Origin of the sequence: Thalassospira sp. MCCC 1A03138, assembly GCF_002115785.1 — a bacterium.
In the GTDB taxonomy this organism is placed as follows: domain Bacteria; phylum Pseudomonadota; class Alphaproteobacteria; order Rhodospirillales; family Thalassospiraceae; genus Thalassospira.
In genome coordinates, this window is the sequence record NZ_JFJY01000002.1 from 465,177 (window position 1) to 480,015 (window position 14,839).

Annotated in this window: 16 protein-coding genes; 15 read left to right on the top strand and 1 reads right to left on the bottom strand. The window is 53.3% G+C overall.

Going from position 1 to position 14,839, the window contains the following annotated elements; translation table 11 throughout:
* Positions 1-17 precede the first annotated feature (17 nt).
* Both tsaB and rimI read left to right on the top strand, forming a co-directional pair.
* The gene (gene tsaB / locus TH468_RS07015; protein WP_085642811.1) at positions 18-836 is read left to right on the top strand and encodes a tRNA (adenosine(37)-N6)-threonylcarbamoyltransferase complex dimerization subunit type 1 TsaB; all 819 of its coding nucleotides are present in this window, start codon (positions 18-20) and stop codon (positions 834-836) included.
* Complete coding sequence (gene rimI / locus TH468_RS07020) at positions 833-1,372, top strand: ribosomal protein S18-alanine N-acetyltransferase (protein WP_085642812.1); 540 nt, start codon at positions 833-835, stop codon at positions 1,370-1,372. The genes tsaB and rimI overlap by 4 nt, the downstream gene beginning before the upstream one ends.
* A gap of 103 nt (positions 1,373-1,475) precedes the next feature.
* Here the strand turns inward: rimI and TH468_RS07025 are convergent, their stop codons facing one another.
* On the bottom strand, positions 1,476-1,721 hold the full coding sequence (locus tag TH468_RS07025; RefSeq protein ID WP_085642813.1) for a sulfurtransferase TusA family protein: 246 nt from the start codon (positions 1,719-1,721) through the stop codon (positions 1,476-1,478).
* Between the two features lie 195 nt (positions 1,722-1,916).
* Between TH468_RS07025 and TH468_RS07030 the strand changes: the two genes are divergently transcribed.
* The 13 genes from TH468_RS07030 to TH468_RS07090 all read left to right on the top strand — a co-directional run bounded on the left by TH468_RS07030 (position 1,917) and on the right by TH468_RS07090 (position 14,628).
* On the top strand, positions 1,917-2,339 hold the full coding sequence (locus TH468_RS07030) for a Fur family transcriptional regulator (protein ID WP_085642814.1): 423 nt from the start codon (positions 1,917-1,919) through the stop codon (positions 2,337-2,339).
* A gap of 165 nt (positions 2,340-2,504) precedes the next feature.
* Positions 2,505-3,296, top strand: a complete 792-nt coding sequence (locus tag TH468_RS07035) for a GNAT family N-acetyltransferase (RefSeq protein WP_085642815.1) — start codon at positions 2,505-2,507, stop codon at positions 3,294-3,296.
* Entirely contained in the window at positions 3,293-4,195 is a 903-nt protein-coding gene (locus TH468_RS07040; RefSeq protein WP_085642816.1) for a 1-acyl-sn-glycerol-3-phosphate acyltransferase, read from the top strand. The genes TH468_RS07035 and TH468_RS07040 overlap by 4 nt, the downstream gene beginning before the upstream one ends.
* A 138-nt stretch (positions 4,196-4,333) precedes the next feature.
* A complete protein-coding gene (gene miaB / locus TH468_RS07045) occupies positions 4,334-5,725 on the top strand; it encodes a tRNA (N6-isopentenyl adenosine(37)-C2)-methylthiotransferase MiaB (protein ID WP_085642817.1) in 1,392 nt (463 codons plus the stop codon).
* Entirely contained in the window at positions 5,722-6,816 is a 1,095-nt protein-coding gene (locus TH468_RS07050) for a PhoH family protein (RefSeq protein WP_085642818.1), read from the top strand. Before miaB ends, TH468_RS07050 begins: the two co-directional genes overlap by 4 nt.
* A complete protein-coding gene (gene ybeY, locus TH468_RS07055) occupies positions 6,800-7,402 on the top strand; it encodes an rRNA maturation RNase YbeY (RefSeq protein ID WP_085642819.1) in 603 nt (200 codons plus the stop codon). The genes TH468_RS07050 and ybeY overlap by 17 nt, the downstream gene beginning before the upstream one ends.
* A complete protein-coding gene (locus tag TH468_RS07060) occupies positions 7,399-8,379 on the top strand; it encodes a hemolysin family protein (RefSeq protein ID WP_085642820.1) in 981 nt (326 codons plus the stop codon). Before ybeY ends, TH468_RS07060 begins: the two co-directional genes overlap by 4 nt.
* The gene (lnt, locus tag TH468_RS07065; protein ID WP_085642821.1) at positions 8,372-9,952 is read left to right on the top strand and encodes an apolipoprotein N-acyltransferase; all 1,581 of its coding nucleotides are present in this window, start codon (positions 8,372-8,374) and stop codon (positions 9,950-9,952) included. The genes TH468_RS07060 and lnt overlap by 8 nt, the downstream gene beginning before the upstream one ends.
* Before the next feature lie 75 nt (positions 9,953-10,027).
* Positions 10,028-10,522: a helix-turn-helix domain-containing protein gene (locus TH468_RS07070; RefSeq protein WP_371268726.1), complete on the top strand. Its 495-nt coding sequence runs from the start codon at positions 10,028-10,030 to the stop codon at positions 10,520-10,522.
* A 310-nt stretch (positions 10,523-10,832) separates the two neighbouring features.
* Positions 10,833-12,005 carry a methionine adenosyltransferase gene (gene metK / locus TH468_RS07075; protein ID WP_085642823.1) on the top strand — a complete coding sequence of 391 codons (1,173 nt, stop codon included), beginning with the start codon at positions 10,833-10,835 and terminating at the stop codon, positions 12,003-12,005.
* 133 nt (positions 12,006-12,138) lie between these two features.
* Complete coding sequence (gene trmB / locus TH468_RS07080; RefSeq protein ID WP_085642824.1) at positions 12,139-12,855, top strand: tRNA (guanosine(46)-N7)-methyltransferase TrmB; 717 nt, start codon at positions 12,139-12,141, stop codon at positions 12,853-12,855.
* Between the two features lie 232 nt (positions 12,856-13,087).
* Positions 13,088-13,597 carry an RNA polymerase sigma factor gene (locus TH468_RS07085; RefSeq protein ID WP_256376253.1) on the top strand — a complete coding sequence of 170 codons (510 nt, stop codon included), beginning with the start codon at positions 13,088-13,090 and terminating at the stop codon, positions 13,595-13,597.
* 104 nt (positions 13,598-13,701) lie between these two features.
* Positions 13,702-14,628 carry a DUF4880 domain-containing protein gene (locus TH468_RS07090; RefSeq protein ID WP_085643035.1) on the top strand — a complete coding sequence of 309 codons (927 nt, stop codon included), beginning with the start codon at positions 13,702-13,704 and terminating at the stop codon, positions 14,626-14,628.
* Positions 14,629-14,839: the final 211 nt, after the last annotated feature.

Genomic DNA, 14,839 nt, shown 5'->3' on the forward strand with positions numbered 1-14,839 from the left:
CCGGAGGCCCCCTGTTCTTGTCGTTTACCGATTACATCAAAAAAATGCTGACCGGTCAGTTGCGTCACAATCCCCATAGCGCAGATCACACCGCATCGCAAACGCCATCCGGGGCCATTGAAAAAGCAGGCCCGACGCTTTTGGCAATCGATACTGCCTCAACATCGCTTTCAACAGCCGTTCTGATCAATGGTGTGGTCAAGGGCGAGCTTTACGAAGACATGGAACGCGGTCAGGCCGAAAACCTGATGGGCTTCATTACCGAAAGCCTTAGCCAGGCAAGCATCACGTTCGACGAGGTTGACGGCATCGCCGTGACCGTTGGACCCGGGGCCTTTACCGGCATGCGGATCGGGCTTGCGACCGCGCGTGCACTGGGACTGGCGCGCAAAATTCCGGTGGTCGGTGTCAGTTCGCTTGAGGCGGTGGCTTATGGGGTTTCCGAACGCGATCAGCAGGGACGCAATATTCTGGTCGCACTCGACAGCAAGCGGAACGAGATTTTCGCCCAGGCTTTTGATGGCAAGAAACGCCCGCTAAGTGCGCCGGAATGTGTCGCACCCCGACAGGCTCTGATGATGGCCCCACCTGGCGATACGCTTCTGGCCGGCGATGCTACCCCACGCCTTTTGACTGCGGCTGCCCACGCGCCGGATGCGTTTTATGATTGCACGGCGCCGGGGCTACCGCGAGCAGGAAATGTGGCGCGGATTGCAGCGGCGCGCTGGGGAACGGATGAAAACCTGCCGCCTGTTCCAATGTATCTGCGTGTACCCGATGCGCGCCGGATCGAGGATCAGGGACCGGCAAAAAACAAGCCGGTACATGAGGAATGAGTGCTTCATCCCACCAGCCGGAGGTTGAAGACGGGATTGAAGTTGTTCCCCTGACTGCGGCGTTTTGCAATGTTGCAAGTGCGCTTCATGCTGAAGGGTTCGAAGATCAGGACTGCTGGTCGGCGGACGAGATGATCGCACTGCTTGATGTGCCTGGGGCCTTCGGGTTTCTGGCCTTTGCACCGGGGAATGAGGCGGAAAACCGCCTTGATATCCCACTTGGTTTTATCCAGATGCAGGCAGTGCTGGACGAGGCGGAAATCAACACCATCGTTGTCGCAAAGGAAGCGCGTAAACGCGGCGTTGCCAGAAAACTGCTGTCTGCGACCTTTGATCGCTTGCGCGAAACCGGTGTCAGGCGGGTTTTACTGGAAGTGGCCGATGATAACGCGCTAGCGATTGCGCTTTATCGTGATTGCGGCTTTGCCGAGATCGGGCGGCGCAAGAGATACTATCGCCGGAAGTCCGGGCGTGAGGTCGATGCGCTGGTTATGGAGCGTGATTTTGGTGCTTGTGTTTTGGGCTGGGGCGATTAATGCAAGCTGGATGCATTCTATTTCGCTATATCCACATCAAATGTGTGGTTTTGATCGCCAAGCTGTTATAGTCTAGGCCTTGATGACGACGCGCGGGATTTGTTCAACCTTTTCGTATCGTTAAACGGTATGTGTTCGGTGAGTCGGCATGTTCGACAAGGTCAATGACGGTGTCGCCCATTTCGGTGACAGAACGCGGAACGTTTTTCAACGGTTCGCCAGCGCCGAGCGTAACTTCCAGAACCTGACCCTGTGTCATGGTTTCAAGTTTCAGACGAGTGCGAACAAACGTCATCGGGCAGACATCGTTGGTGATGTCGATCTTATGATCGGGCGTGGTGTCGTCCATATGTTGTCTCCTGATCGGGCACCGGAAACGTGAAGTAGCGTTTCATTGGGCGGGAGGCAAGCCGGAGAGAACAAAATATCGCGATTTGTACCTTGCGATATGTGACAGTTTTCTCGATATTTAGCCCATATGAGAGCAAAAGCCTGGGAGCATCCTGGCTGGGGACAGGCGGAACCGGAAACGAGAAACAAGACTATGCTTGCAGAATCAACCATCGAGCAAAAGTGCATCGACGCGGGTCTGAAAATGACCGGCCAACGCCGGGTGATTGCCCGAGTCCTGTCGGAATCTGAAGATCATCCCGACGTAGAGCTCGTTTATCGCCGGGCGACTGAAATTGACCCGAAGATTTCGATTGCGACCGTTTATCGGACCGTTCGCCTTTTTGAAGAGGCGGATATCCTTGAAAAACACGATTTCGGCGATGGCCGTGCGCGTTACGAGGAACTGACCGAAGAACATCACGATCACCTGATTGATATGCGATCCGGTAGCGTGATCGAGTTTTCGAACGAAAAAATCGAAAAGTTGCAGGAAGAGATCGCCAAAGAGCTTGGTTTCAAGCTTGTTGGCCATCGACTGGAGCTTTATGGCGTTCCGATGAAGGACGAAAAGTAACCGATTTCTGACAAACCGGTTGCGAAAATCGCTGATTTCAAGCCATCCGCTCCTGCCGAGCGGGTGGCTTTTCATATTCCTGTTACGCGTTCTTAACAAAGCCTTCACTCGCCCCTGACGCGAAACTTGCGCAAAATCTGCGCAGATGAACGAAAGGGAGTTGCGATGAGCGACGATCGACAGCAGCGGCTAGAGGTACGCCTTGCCGAAACCGAGGACGAAATCCTCGCAAGTCAGAAACTTCGCTACAAGGTGTTCTATGAGGAACGCGGGGCAAAGCCCAGCGCCGAAATGGCCGCGGCCGAGCGCGACTTTGACCATTACGATCCTTTGTGTGATCACCTGCTGGTAATTGATCATAATCGCGGACAGGGGCCGGACGGGGTTGTTGGTACCTATCGCCTGTTGCGTCAGTCGGTTGCCAATCAGCATGGCGGCTTTTACAGCGCCGATGAATATCACATCCAGTCGATGCTTGATGCTGCACAAGGCAATGGCGAGATCATGGAACTCGGCCGTTCCTGCGTTGAAGAAGCCTATCGCACGATGCCGACCCTGCAACTTCTCTGGCAGGGAATTGCTGCCTATGTTTTCAAATACGATATCAAGCTGATGTTTGGCTGCGCATCTTTCCATGGCACCGATCCGGATGCCTTTGGCGATGTTCTGACCTATCTGCATCACAATCATCTGGCACCCGAAGAAATGCGACCGCGCGCAGTCGAAGGCCGGTACGAGCCGATGGCGCGCACGACGATTGATGCAATTGATGCACGACAGGCGCTTCGTGATCTGCCGCCATTGATCAAGGGCTATCTGCGATTGGGTGGTTTCGTCGGTGACGGTGCAGTGGTTGATCATCAGTTTAATACCACCGACATTTGCATCGTGTTACCGACGGAAAAGGTAACTGATCGTTATTACAAGCATTATGAGCGGACCGCGAGGGTGTCGTGAACTGTTATGCGTGTGCAGCCATCCGGCTGTTAGCCTATGCTTTGCTGACTTTGATCCTGATACCGGTTCAGGTGATGGCGATTGCGTTTCGACTGCGATTGGCAGATGATCTGCCGCGGTTTTATCATGCGCTTTGCCTGAAAATCCTTCATATCGAGCTTCGCGTTTCTGGCGCAGAGTTGATGGACGGTCCGGGTATTATTGTGGCCAACCACGCATCCTATCTCGATATTCCGGTGCTGGGGGCCTTGGTTCGCGGTAGTTTCATTGCCAAGACCGAGGTCGCCAGCTGGCCGATCTTCGGAACGCTTGCCAAGTTGCAGCGATCCACTTTTGTCGAACGTCGCCCGGCCCGCGCTCGCGAGCAGAATGATCAGATTTCCCAGCGTCTTGCTGATGGGCACAAACTGATCCTGTTCCCTGAAGGCACCAGCAACGACGGCAACCGTGTGCTGCCGTTCAAATCGACTTTGTTCGGTGTTGCCGAACGCACCCTGCCTGATGGATCGCAGGTAAAAGTCCAGCCGGTTTCGATTGCGGCCACTCGTCTTGATGGAGCACCGATCGGACGCGATTTGCGGGCTTTCTATTCCTGGTATGGCGATATGGACTTGGCGCCGCATTTGTGGCAGTTTCTGGCTCTTGGCAAAGTAACGGTTGAGCTGGTTGTTCATCCGCCTGTGACCTTGGCCGATGCTGGGTCGCGCAAGGAACTTTCCCGGATGTGTGAAAAAGCTGTTGCGCGTGGACATCATGCAGCACTGACCGGCATGCATCAGGGGGTTCCGGTTCCGCTGATTGATAATGCACGTACCGGTGACCTGATTGGCTTTTCGCCGCTGGCCATTGTTTCCGAAGATTTTCGTCTGTTCGGACCGGATCGTCAGTTCGGCTCCTGACCGTTTTGCCGTATGATCCGGTTGCATGAATTGGGTTTCATGTAACCGGAATTTCAGATATCGAAGATGTCCGGTCTGCGGTGTGAGCTTTCACACCGCTTTTGGGCGTATTCGAGAAAGCAGAAAACGGATCCAGAAGTGAGTGCGACGAAAAAGCTTTTTGTAAAAACCTATGGCTGTCAGATGAATGTTTATGACAGCCAGCGCATGCAGGACGTATTGGCGCCGCTGGGTTACCAGCCGGTCGACGATGCCGCAGGTGCCGATATGGTTATCCTCAATACTTGCCACATCCGCGAAAAGGCTGCTGAGAAGGTCTTTTCCGATCTTGGCCGTATTCGTAAACACAAAAAAGCCAAGGAAGCTAATGGCACGGACAAGATGATTGTCGCTGTTGCCGGTTGTGTTGCGCAGGCCGAAGGTGCGGAATTGATGCGTCGCGAACCGATGGTCGACATGGTGTTCGGGCCGCAGACCTATCATCGTTTGCCGGAAATGGTAGCGCGCGCCAATCGTGCCATCGGGCGTGATCGCATCATCGATACCGATTTCCCGGCCGAGGAAAAGTTCGATCATCTGCCCCAGCAGGTTTCAAGGCAGGGTTATTCAGCCTTTCTGGCTATTCAGGAAGGATGCGATAAATTCTGTACCTTCTGTGTTGTGCCTTATACCCGCGGTGCGGAATATTCCCGTCCGGGCATGGATGTCGTCAATGAAGCCCGACAGCTTGTTGGCAAGGGCACGCGCGAAATCACCCTCTTGGGGCAGAACGTAAATGCCTATCACGGAGAGGCCTCAAATGGTGGTGAGTGGACGCTTGGCCGTTTGTTACGCGAATTGTCCGAGATCGATGGACTGGATCGCATCCGTTACACTACCTCGCACCCGCGCGATGTTGATGGTGATTTGATTGCGGCTCATCGTGACCTGCCAAAACTGATGCCGTTCCTGCATCTTCCCATTCAGGCGGGATCGGATCGCGTGTTGCAGGCGATGAACCGCAAACATGATGGCGCGTCTTATCGCGAAATCGTTGCTAAACTCAAAGACGCCTGCCCCGATCTTGCGTTGTCATCCGATTTCATCGTGGGTTTCCCCGGCGAATCCGACAAGGATTTTGAGGACACGATGCAGATGGTGCGCGATATCACCTTCATTCAGGCGTTCAGCTTTAAATACAGCCCGCGTCCCGGCACCCCGGCATCGGCCATGGAATTGCAGGTTCCCGAACCGGTAAAGACCGAACGGATCATGCGTTTGCAGGCGCTTCTTGCCGAGCAGCAGCTGGAATTCAATCGAAACTGTCTTGGCCGGGAAATGGATGTCCTGCTGGAACGTTATGGCAAACTTGAGGGACAGCTTGTCGGAAAAAGCCCGTACATGCAGCCGGTACATGTTAGCGGTTTACCGGAATCGTCATTGGGACAAATAGTAAGGTTGAAAATCACCGAAGCGCTGCCTAATTCCCTTGGCGGTGAACTGGTCGATGCCCCGGTTCAAAACCGGGATTCTGAAAGGAAAATTGCGTGACTGCCACCTCAGCCAAGGCAAAAAACACGGCAAAAGCCAAGTATTCGACCAAAGACACCGACCAGATCGAATTTGCAGATAATGCACTTGCCCAGCTTTTATATGGGCCGCAGGCCGAAAACCTGACCCGCCTTTCCGAAGGTACCGGCGTTCAGGTTTCCAGTCGTGGATCGGTTGTGACCCTTGCCGGGCAAGGCGCCAAAGTGGCCCAGGCCAAAAAGGTTCTAGGTCAGCTTTATGCGCGCTTGCGCGACAAGGAAATAGATCATGTCGATGTCGAAACGGTTGATGGTGCCATCCGTTTGTCCGAACCCGACGAAGCCGACCCCTGGACCGGGCAGACCAAAGACATGTTTGGCGGGTCGCGTCTGACCATCCAGACCAAAAAGCGCCGGATTTCGCCGCGATCCAAACGCCAGAAGGATTATGTCGAGGCCATGCTTGATCACGAGCTGGTCTTTGGCATTGGTCCGGCCGGAACCGGCAAGACCTATCTGGCGGTCGCCATGGCGGTTCAATCGCTTATTCAGGGTCAGGTTGATCGTATCGTTCTGTCACGTCCTGCGGTCGAGGCAGGCGAACGGCTTGGCTTCCTGCCGGGTGATCTGAAGGACAAGGTAGATCCGTATCTGCGTCCGCTTTATGATGCGCTGCATGACACCCTGCCGGGCGACGTCGTGATCAAGCGAATGGAAAGTGGCGAGATCGAAGTTGCCCCGCTTGCTTTTATGCGTGGCCGTACTTTGGCCCATGCCTTTGTCATTCTGGACGAAGCACAGAACACGACAGCCATGCAGATGAAAATGTTCCTAACCCGTCTCGGCGAAGGATCGCGGATGGTGGTGACGGGTGACCTGACTCAGGTCGATTTGCCCGATGGCACCAAATCGGGTCTGCGGGATGCGCTTGAAACCATCGCGGATGTCAAAGGTGTCGCGACGATCAAGTTTGATCAGCGCGACGTTGTTCGCCATGCGCTTGTCACCAAGATTGTTCAGGCTTATGACGCGGCAGATGCATTGCGGGACAGACTGAAAAAAGGCTATCGCGGAATCAAGGACGAGGGTCAGGGCGATGACAGCACCGCTTGATCTGGACCTTGATGTTGAAGTCGGCAATTGGACCAAGGCCGAGATTGATGCGATTGAAAACGCTGTGCGTGCGGCTCTTGATGGGGCTGCGCGTGATGGTGCACTTTGGGAAGCAGATGCCGTTCCAACCGATGGAACATTTGACGAAGGGGATGGCGCATCGCTTCTGAGCATTGCACCGGTGGTCGAAGTTGGTGTTCGGCTATCCGACGATGCATTGGTCCGGATATTGAACCGCGATTATCGCGGCAAGGACAACCCGACCAATGTTTTATCGTTTGCAGCGCTTGAAAGTGCGGATGATGCAGCAGATTTCATGATGTCGCCTGAGATGCCCCTGATGCTCGGTGATATCGTCATTGCACGTGAAACATGCGAACGTGAAGCTTCGGAACAGAACAAGACACTGATAAATCATCTTGTTCATCTGACTGTACATGGCACGCTGCATCTTGTCGGCTATGATCATATGGTTGATGATGAAGCCGAAGAGATGGAAGAACTTGAACGGCAAATTCTTGCCGCACTGGGGATCGATGATCCCTATGAACCGATTGAAGATCAAGATATCGAAACAGGACAATGAACGAGAATAGTCAGCGCGACGACGACCACGAGAGTACGAGCCCTCGCCAGGGCGGGGATAATGGTCTGGATTCCGATAACGGATCCTTGTGGGGAAATGTCGCATCGGCATTAGGCCTTAAGCGCGGCAAGCCAAGGAATGGCGAGGCATCGCTTTCCGACACACTTGAAGAACTTGCCGAGCGCAGTGAAGAAGATGACGAGCCTGTCTCGCTTCACGAACGGTCACTTTTTGAAAATATCATCGCACTCCGCGATATGACGGCCGAGGATGTCATGATTCCGCGGGCCGATATCGTTGCGGTCGAAAAAAGCATCACGCTTGACGAGCTTGTTGACGTGATGGTGAAAAAAGCTCATTCACGCCTACCGGTTTATGGCGAGTCCCTCGATGAAATTGCCGGTATGGTTCATATCAAGGATGTGCTGGGCTGTGTCGCCGCTGGCAAGGAATTCAAGCTGCAATCCCTTTTGCGTCGGGTGTTGTTCGTATCGCCCGCCATTCGGGTGCTTGATCTTCTGTCCGAAATGCGTTTGTCGCGAACGCATATGGCATTGGTCGTCGACGAGTTTGGCGGTATTGACGGGCTGATCACGATCGAGGATCTGGTCGAGGAAATCGTCGGCGAGATTGATGACGAACATGACATTGATCAGACACCGAAACTGATCCGGCTTTCCGATGGCTGTTATATCGCCGATGCCCGCTACGAGGTCGAAGACCTTGAGGAAAAGCTGGGATTCGGCCTGTTGGATGAAGACGAGGACGAAGATATCGATACATTGGGCGGGCTGGTCTTCTCGCTTGCGGGGCGTGTGCCTGCGCGTGGGGAACTGATCGAGCATCCGTCCGGTATCCAGTTCGAAGTCCTTGATGCCGACCCGCGCCGAATTCGGCGTTTGCGTATTCATCTGGTCCGGACCGAACCGGCCGAGATCAGTGACGAAAGTTCCAAACAGGGATCATCGAATGATTGACAGACTGGCGGCGCGCCTCGCCAACCTTTCGGGTTGGCGCAGGCGCTTCCTGTGGTTGGTGTCTGGGGCGGTTGCGGTTTTGGCGTTACCGCCTTTCTTCTTTTTGCCGGCCTTGCCGATGGCTTTTGCTATACTGCTCTGGTCGCTTGAGGGGGTTAAGTGCAACAAGGGGGCGCTTTCTGCCGGTTGGTGGTTTGGCACCGGGCATTTTGCCGCTGGGTTCTATTGGATCAGTCATGCGTTTCTGGTTCAGCCGGAAATCTATGGCTGGATGATTCCATTTGCTCTTTTGGGGCTAGGCGGCGGGCTGGCAATTTTCCCGATGGTCGCCGTTTGGGCAAGCTGGCGGTTGACGCGGCAAATCATTGGTCGTGCCATAATGCTGGCAACTCTTTGGGCCGTGGCGGAATTCGTCCGTGGTCATGTGTTGACCGGATTTCCGTGGAATTTACTGGCGCATGTCTGGGCTTTTGATCCGGCACCAATGCAATTTGCCTCGGTTGTCGGTGTTTACGGATTATCCGTCATTACGGCGTTGTTTTCGACGCTACCTGCAACGGTTATTGCCGGGCGCGCTGGCAGGATAAGCGCGATGGCCGGTATCATGATTGCGGTTCTGCTTTGGGGCGGTGGTGCGATCCGTTTGGCGTTGATTGGTCCCGCAACGGCGGATGCAACCGTTTCCGATGATCTGCCAGTGGTTCAGGTTGTCCAACCCAATATTCCTCAGCGTGAAAAATGGATTCCCGAACTTCAGGATCAGCATTTTGCCAAATTGCTGCGATTGTCGCGTCGCCCGGTTGATATGGCGCCAGATCGAAAACGTATCGTGATTTGGCCGGAAACGGCTGCGACATTCTTTGTGGAAGCGCAGCCTGTTCGCAGGTTGCAGATGGCATCGATTCTTGGGCCCGATGATATCCTGATTACCGGAGCACCAAGAACTTATCCGCGGGATACGGATGACTTCAAGGTTTGGAACGCCGTTCAGGTTCTTGATAGCCAAGGAGAAATTGTTGCGAGTTTTGACAAGTTTCACCTTGTTCCATTTGGCGAATATGTGCCGTTCCGTGAATGGATTCCGATCCCGAAGCTGACTGCCGGGCGTACGGATTTTTCATTTGGTGAAGGGCCAAAGACGCTTGACGTGGCCGGAATGCCGAGTTTTTCGCCGTTGATATGTTACGAGGTTATTTTCCCGGGCGCTGTTATTGACGATGCTAATCAGCCTGACTGGCTGCTTAATGTTACCAATGACGGGTGGTTTGGCAAAAGTGCTGGTCCCTATCAGCATCTGGCAGCAGCGCGGTTCCGCAGCATTGAAGAAGGTCGACCTATGGTCCGGGCGGCCTATACCGGCGTATCAGTGATGTATGACGCATATGGCCGGGAACTGGCAAAACTCCCCTTAAGAACAGAGGGATTCATGATTCACACCCTTTCGGGGGTGTATAACCATACTACAGTATATTATTTGTGGCGCGATATTCTATTTTACGGTATTGTAACCTTTCTAGCCGTTCTCGTTTTGGGATATAGTAGGTTCTTCAAATCCCTTAAAGCGGCTGTGTGAAGCACCGAACCGCTCCCTGATTGTCCCATCAAAAATAAGAGCGGGTAGGTCGGAGTGAGAGAAGGACAACACAAAATGTCGCCTAAGGATGAAAACACGATGGTCAAGAATACCCGTGGTAGAGGTCGGGGCCGGACCGCAAGTGGCAAGCCGAACCCTGTTGATATTCATGTCGGTGCACGCGTTCGGTTGCGCCGAACTCTGCTCGGGATGAGCCAGGAAAAACTTGGTGAGGCCATTGGGCTGACATTCCAGCAGGTTCAGAAATACGAACGTGGCGCAAACCGTGTCGGGGCTTCGCGCCTTTATGATTTGTCCCGCGTTCTCGAAGTGCCGGTTTCCTTCTTCTTTGATGACATGCCAGACGAGATTTCGACGAAATCCGTGCATGAGCGTCGCGAAATGTCGGAAAGCCCGGATCCATTCGATAATGATCCGATGAACCGCCGTGAAACCCTTGAACTGGTACGTGCATATTATCGGATCACCGATCCGACTCAGCGCAAGCGTGTTTTCGAGTTGGTTAAATCGATGGGCATTCTTGTTGCCGATAACGAAAATGCGAAATAGAAGACACCCGAAATTATGATTTCAAAAAGCGCATTTGCTAGAAAGTTGCAAATGCGCTTTTTCTTTGTTTCCTTCGAATTTCTGGCCGAAATGCATCAGGCGCGTTACGCTTATGCGTCGATCTTTCTTGACCCGAAAATGTCATTGGGGCAAAACCGCAGCTAGGGTGATAAGCCCAATTGAATACGTGGACGGATTTGGACCGCTTGCCACCACGTTAAAAAAGGCTAAGTGGGCGCAATTGGTGCAAACTTGTACCGATGCCCTCCGGTCCAGTTGTGGAACTCCTTTTTTACCGGAGAAGGTTTGAATGTCTCTTTCCGAATATCTTTTTACCAGTGAGTCGGTTTCCGAGGGTCACCCGGACAAGGTCTGTGACCGCATTTCCGATTCCATCGTTGATGCGTTTCTGGCCGCCGATGAAGATTCTCGCGTTGCCGTTGAGACTCTGGCAACCACCAATCGTGTGGTTTTGGCGGGCGAAGTTCGCGGTCCTGAGAGCGTTTCCAAGGAAGTCATGATCGAAAAGGCACGCGAAGCTATCCGTGCCATCGGTTATGAGCAGGAGGGCTTTCACTGGAAAACGGCCGAAATCGAGTGCCACGTCCACGAGCAGTCTGCTGATATTGCCCAAGGTGTTGATTCAGCTGGTGAGAAAGACCTAGGTGCGGGTGATCAGGGCATCATGTTCGGTTATGCCTGTAACGAAACCGATGAGCTGATGCCAGCTCCGATCCAGTTCTCGCATCGTATCCTGCGTAAAATGGCTGAAGACCGCCATTCCGGTAAATCGGCTGAGTTTGGTCCGGATGCAAAAAGCCAGGTTACCCTGCGTTATGTGGATGGCAAGCCGGTTGGCGCGACCTCGGTAGTTGTTTCGACCCAGCATGCAGATGGCCTTAATCAGGCTGATGTCCGCTCACTGGTTATGCCCTATATCGAGAACATCCTTCCGGAAGGATGGATGCCTGCAGAAGACGAGATTTACATCAACCCGACGGGCCGATTTGTTATTGGCGGTCCCGATGGCGACGCCGGTCTGACTGGTCGTAAAATCATCGTTGATACATATGGTGGTGCGGCCCCGCATGGAGGTGGCGCATTCTCGGGTAAAGATCCGACCAAGGTTGACCGTTCGGCTGCTTATGCTGCCCGTTATCTCGCGAAAAACGTGGTTGCTGCTGGTCTGGCTGAGCGCTGCACCATTCAGGTTGCCTACGCGATCGGTATTTCCAAACCGTTGGCTCTTTATGTGAATAACCATGGCACTGGTAATGTGGATGAAATCAAACTGGGCAGCGTTCTGCGCCAGTTGATGGACCTCAGCCCGCGTGGCATTCGCGAACATCTCTCGTTGTGCCGTCCGATTTACACCCCGACTTCTGCTTACGGTCATTTCGGGCGTCAGCCGCAGGACGATGGTCGCTTCTCTTGGGAGCGCACCGATCTGGTGGGGGATCTGAAATCGGCATTTGGTGCATGATACGCAGAAATGCCAAAGCGCGATTTGCCAAAATCGTGTGACATGATATGAGGCAGGCGGCCCCGATGAAAATCCAGGGTCGCCTGTTTCATTTTGAGCCCCTTTTTCGAACCCGTCCTGACAGATTAAGACAATGCGCAACAGCAACCGCCCGCTACCAACTCCGGATCGTCCGAATTTTTATGGCCGCCGTGGCAGTCGACCGCTCAAGGATTCGCGCCGTGCGCTGGTTGATGAACTGATGCCAAAAATCGGGATAACCTATCCCGATCAGGGCAGTGTCGATCCGAACAGCTATTTTGCGCAAAAACCGGAACAGCTCTGGCTTGAGATTGGCTTTGGCGGTGGTGAGCATTTGGCGGGCCAGGCTCAGGCGAACCTGCAGACCGGCATTATCGGGGCCGAGCCGTTTATGGATGGGGTTGGCAGCCTGTTGCGCCATATCGATGAGCGCGGACTGACCAATGTTCGGGTCATTGCGGACGATTCCCGACCACTGCTTTATAAGTTGGTTGATGCCTGCTTTGATCGGGCATTCCTGCTGTTCCCGGATCCGTGGCCGAAAAAGCGTCATGCCGAACGTCGATTCATTGGCCCCAAAAACCTTGCATTGCTGGCGCGTCTTCTCAAAGATGGGGCCGAGTTCCGGCTGGCCAGCGACGATATGCAGTATATTTCCTGGACACTGCAACATATGCACAATCATCCGGATTTCGAATGGCTTGCTGAAAGCCCCGAAGACTGGCGCAATCCGCCCGTTGATTGGGTCAAAACCCGTTATGAACAAAAGGCACTCCGTCAGGGCAAAAAGTGCAACTATTTGCGGTTTCGTCGTAAAAAGCGTTCCTGATCTGCACGGTTTTCTATTGTTATCTTACCCGCACCAAAGGCTTTTCGTTGTGTGCGGGCTTTCTTTTGCGTGAACAACATAACGGCACAATTTCAATAAGTTGAAATTTTAATTGAGAATGATTGTCATGTGCGATATTCATGTTGTTCCACTGATATGACATTGTCGCAAAATCGCTTGTGCCAAATGCAGGTAACAACAATTTTTGCGCATAATTCCAAAGGTCCGAACCGTGACACACTGGGATGTCAACATACTGTTCCGAACTTATCGCTCCCGGTTGCTGCATTTTGTGCAGCGGCGGAAGTTGTCTTGGCACATGGCCGACGACATCGTGCAGGACACCTTTCTTCGGGTTGTGACCACACCATCGCTACCCGATCCGCAATTTGCCCAGTCCTATCTTTTTAGGACGGCCCAAAACCTGGTGATTGATCATTTCCGGCGGGAACGAATACTGACCTTCGTTCAGGAACCCGATAAAGCATTTGAATTCGTTGCCGATGACGCTCCGTCCCCCGAACAGATCGCATGGTCTCGGCAGGAATTGCGCCATCTACAGGCTTCACTGAATGCTTTGCCAAAAAACCTTCGGACTGTTTTCATTCTTGCCCGGCTTGAAGGCAAAACATACGTCGAAATCGGCGAACAACTTGGCATTCCAACACAAACCGCGTTTAGCCGCATGGTCCGTGCCCTGACACTTGTCAAGGAGGCAATGGATAAATCGGAAAAAAATTGAATGTTGGATCAGAAATATACGCTTCAGGTTCGTCCCAATAGTTGGGGTGTTTGTGTGATACGCCCAAAGACCATCTGATCAATGACGCACGGAACCCGGCATTCATGACTATGACAGGTGAAAATCACCTTGCAAATCTGCCCGATACGGTGTCGGAGCAGGCGATCTATTGGTTTGCACTGTTGCTTGATGGCAGTGAAACCGAAGAAGACCGTCGTGCATTCGCCCGCTGGGTTGAGGCTGATGTGGCGCATCTTGAGGCCTTTGGCGAGGTAGAAAGGCTTTGGAGTGGCAGCACTAGCCTTAATCTTTCAACAGGCAATAAGGTCGGTCGACGTGCCTTTATGACGGGAACGGCGGCAGCGCTTGTCATAAGTGCGGGTTGGGCATTCGCTCCGCGTCACCCTTTTGCCGATATCCGGACTGTAACCGGCGAACGGTATCGTTTTTCCCTTCCCGGTGGTGTGGAGGCCGAACTGGCAAGCGATACTGTTATGTCCTACATCGCGCGTGACGGGGTAAAGGGTGTCGAACTCCATAGCGGCGAAGCATGGTTCAATCATTTGGCAACAGGCAACGCCTTTTTTGTTGCTGCTGCCCATGGCGCAAGCTGGTCGTGGGGCGGAAGGCTCGACGTGGCTGCTTATGATGGGGATGTCACGGTAATCGCAGAACAAAATCCGTTGATTGTTCGTGTTGGCGGCGCGCAAACCCAAGTGGCTGCGGGAAATGCCGTGCGCTATCGAGATGTGCAAATCGGGCGGCCTTACGAGGTTGATCTTTCGGCAGAGCTGGCATGGCGGAACGGCCAACTCGTCTTTATGGGGAGGCCGCTCGGCGAAGTCGTTCGCGTTTTGCAGCGCTGGCAGAACGGCAAGATCATGATCATCGGCGAAGAACTCAAATCCCGCCCGGTAACCCTTGTGGTCGACCTTGAACGGTCAAAGGATGTTCTGCCGGTTCTGGCCCGTGTTCTATCGATCAATGTGCATCGGTTTACAGATTACCTTACCGTCATTCGCGCCGCCTGATCCTCTCAAATTCCAAAATCACCAATCGATATGATCCTTCGGTTCGGTCAGAATGTTTTGATAATAAAAATTATTATCAAAACAATGCAATGAATATCAGATATCTGAATTTCAGCCTCGTCTAACTGAGTAACGAAATAACGAATGAGACGCAATCTCATAGATATGCATTCGTGACTCAGGAGACAAAAAGAATGCTCTCGAACGGGGT

Coding starts and splice junctions, on each gene's coding strand:
- TH468_RS07070 (WP_371268726.1), top strand. CDS start 10,028: ATGTCGCCTAAGGATGAAAACACGATGGTCAAGAATACCCGTGGTAGA.
- TH468_RS07030 (WP_085642814.1), top strand. CDS start 1,917: ATGCTTGCAGAATCAACCATCGAGCAAAAGTGCATCGACGCGGGTCTG.
- trmB (WP_085642824.1), top strand. CDS start 12,139: ATGCGCAACAGCAACCGCCCGCTACCAACTCCGGATCGTCCGAATTTT.
- TH468_RS07090 (WP_085643035.1), top strand. CDS start 13,702: ATGACTATGACAGGTGAAAATCACCTTGCAAATCTGCCCGATACGGTG.
- rimI (WP_085642812.1), top strand. CDS start 833: ATGAGTGCTTCATCCCACCAGCCGGAGGTTGAAGACGGGATTGAAGTT.
- TH468_RS07035 (WP_085642815.1), top strand. CDS start 2,505: ATGAGCGACGATCGACAGCAGCGGCTAGAGGTACGCCTTGCCGAAACC.
- ybeY (WP_085642819.1), top strand. CDS start 6,800: ATGACAGCACCGCTTGATCTGGACCTTGATGTTGAAGTCGGCAATTGG.
- metK (WP_085642823.1), top strand. CDS start 10,833: ATGTCTCTTTCCGAATATCTTTTTACCAGTGAGTCGGTTTCCGAGGGT.
- TH468_RS07060 (WP_085642820.1), top strand. CDS start 7,399: ATGAACGAGAATAGTCAGCGCGACGACGACCACGAGAGTACGAGCCCT.
- lnt (WP_085642821.1), top strand. CDS start 8,372: ATGATTGACAGACTGGCGGCGCGCCTCGCCAACCTTTCGGGTTGGCGC.
- TH468_RS07025 (WP_085642813.1), bottom strand. CDS start 1,721: ATGGACGACACCACGCCCGATCATAAGATCGACATCACCAACGATGTC.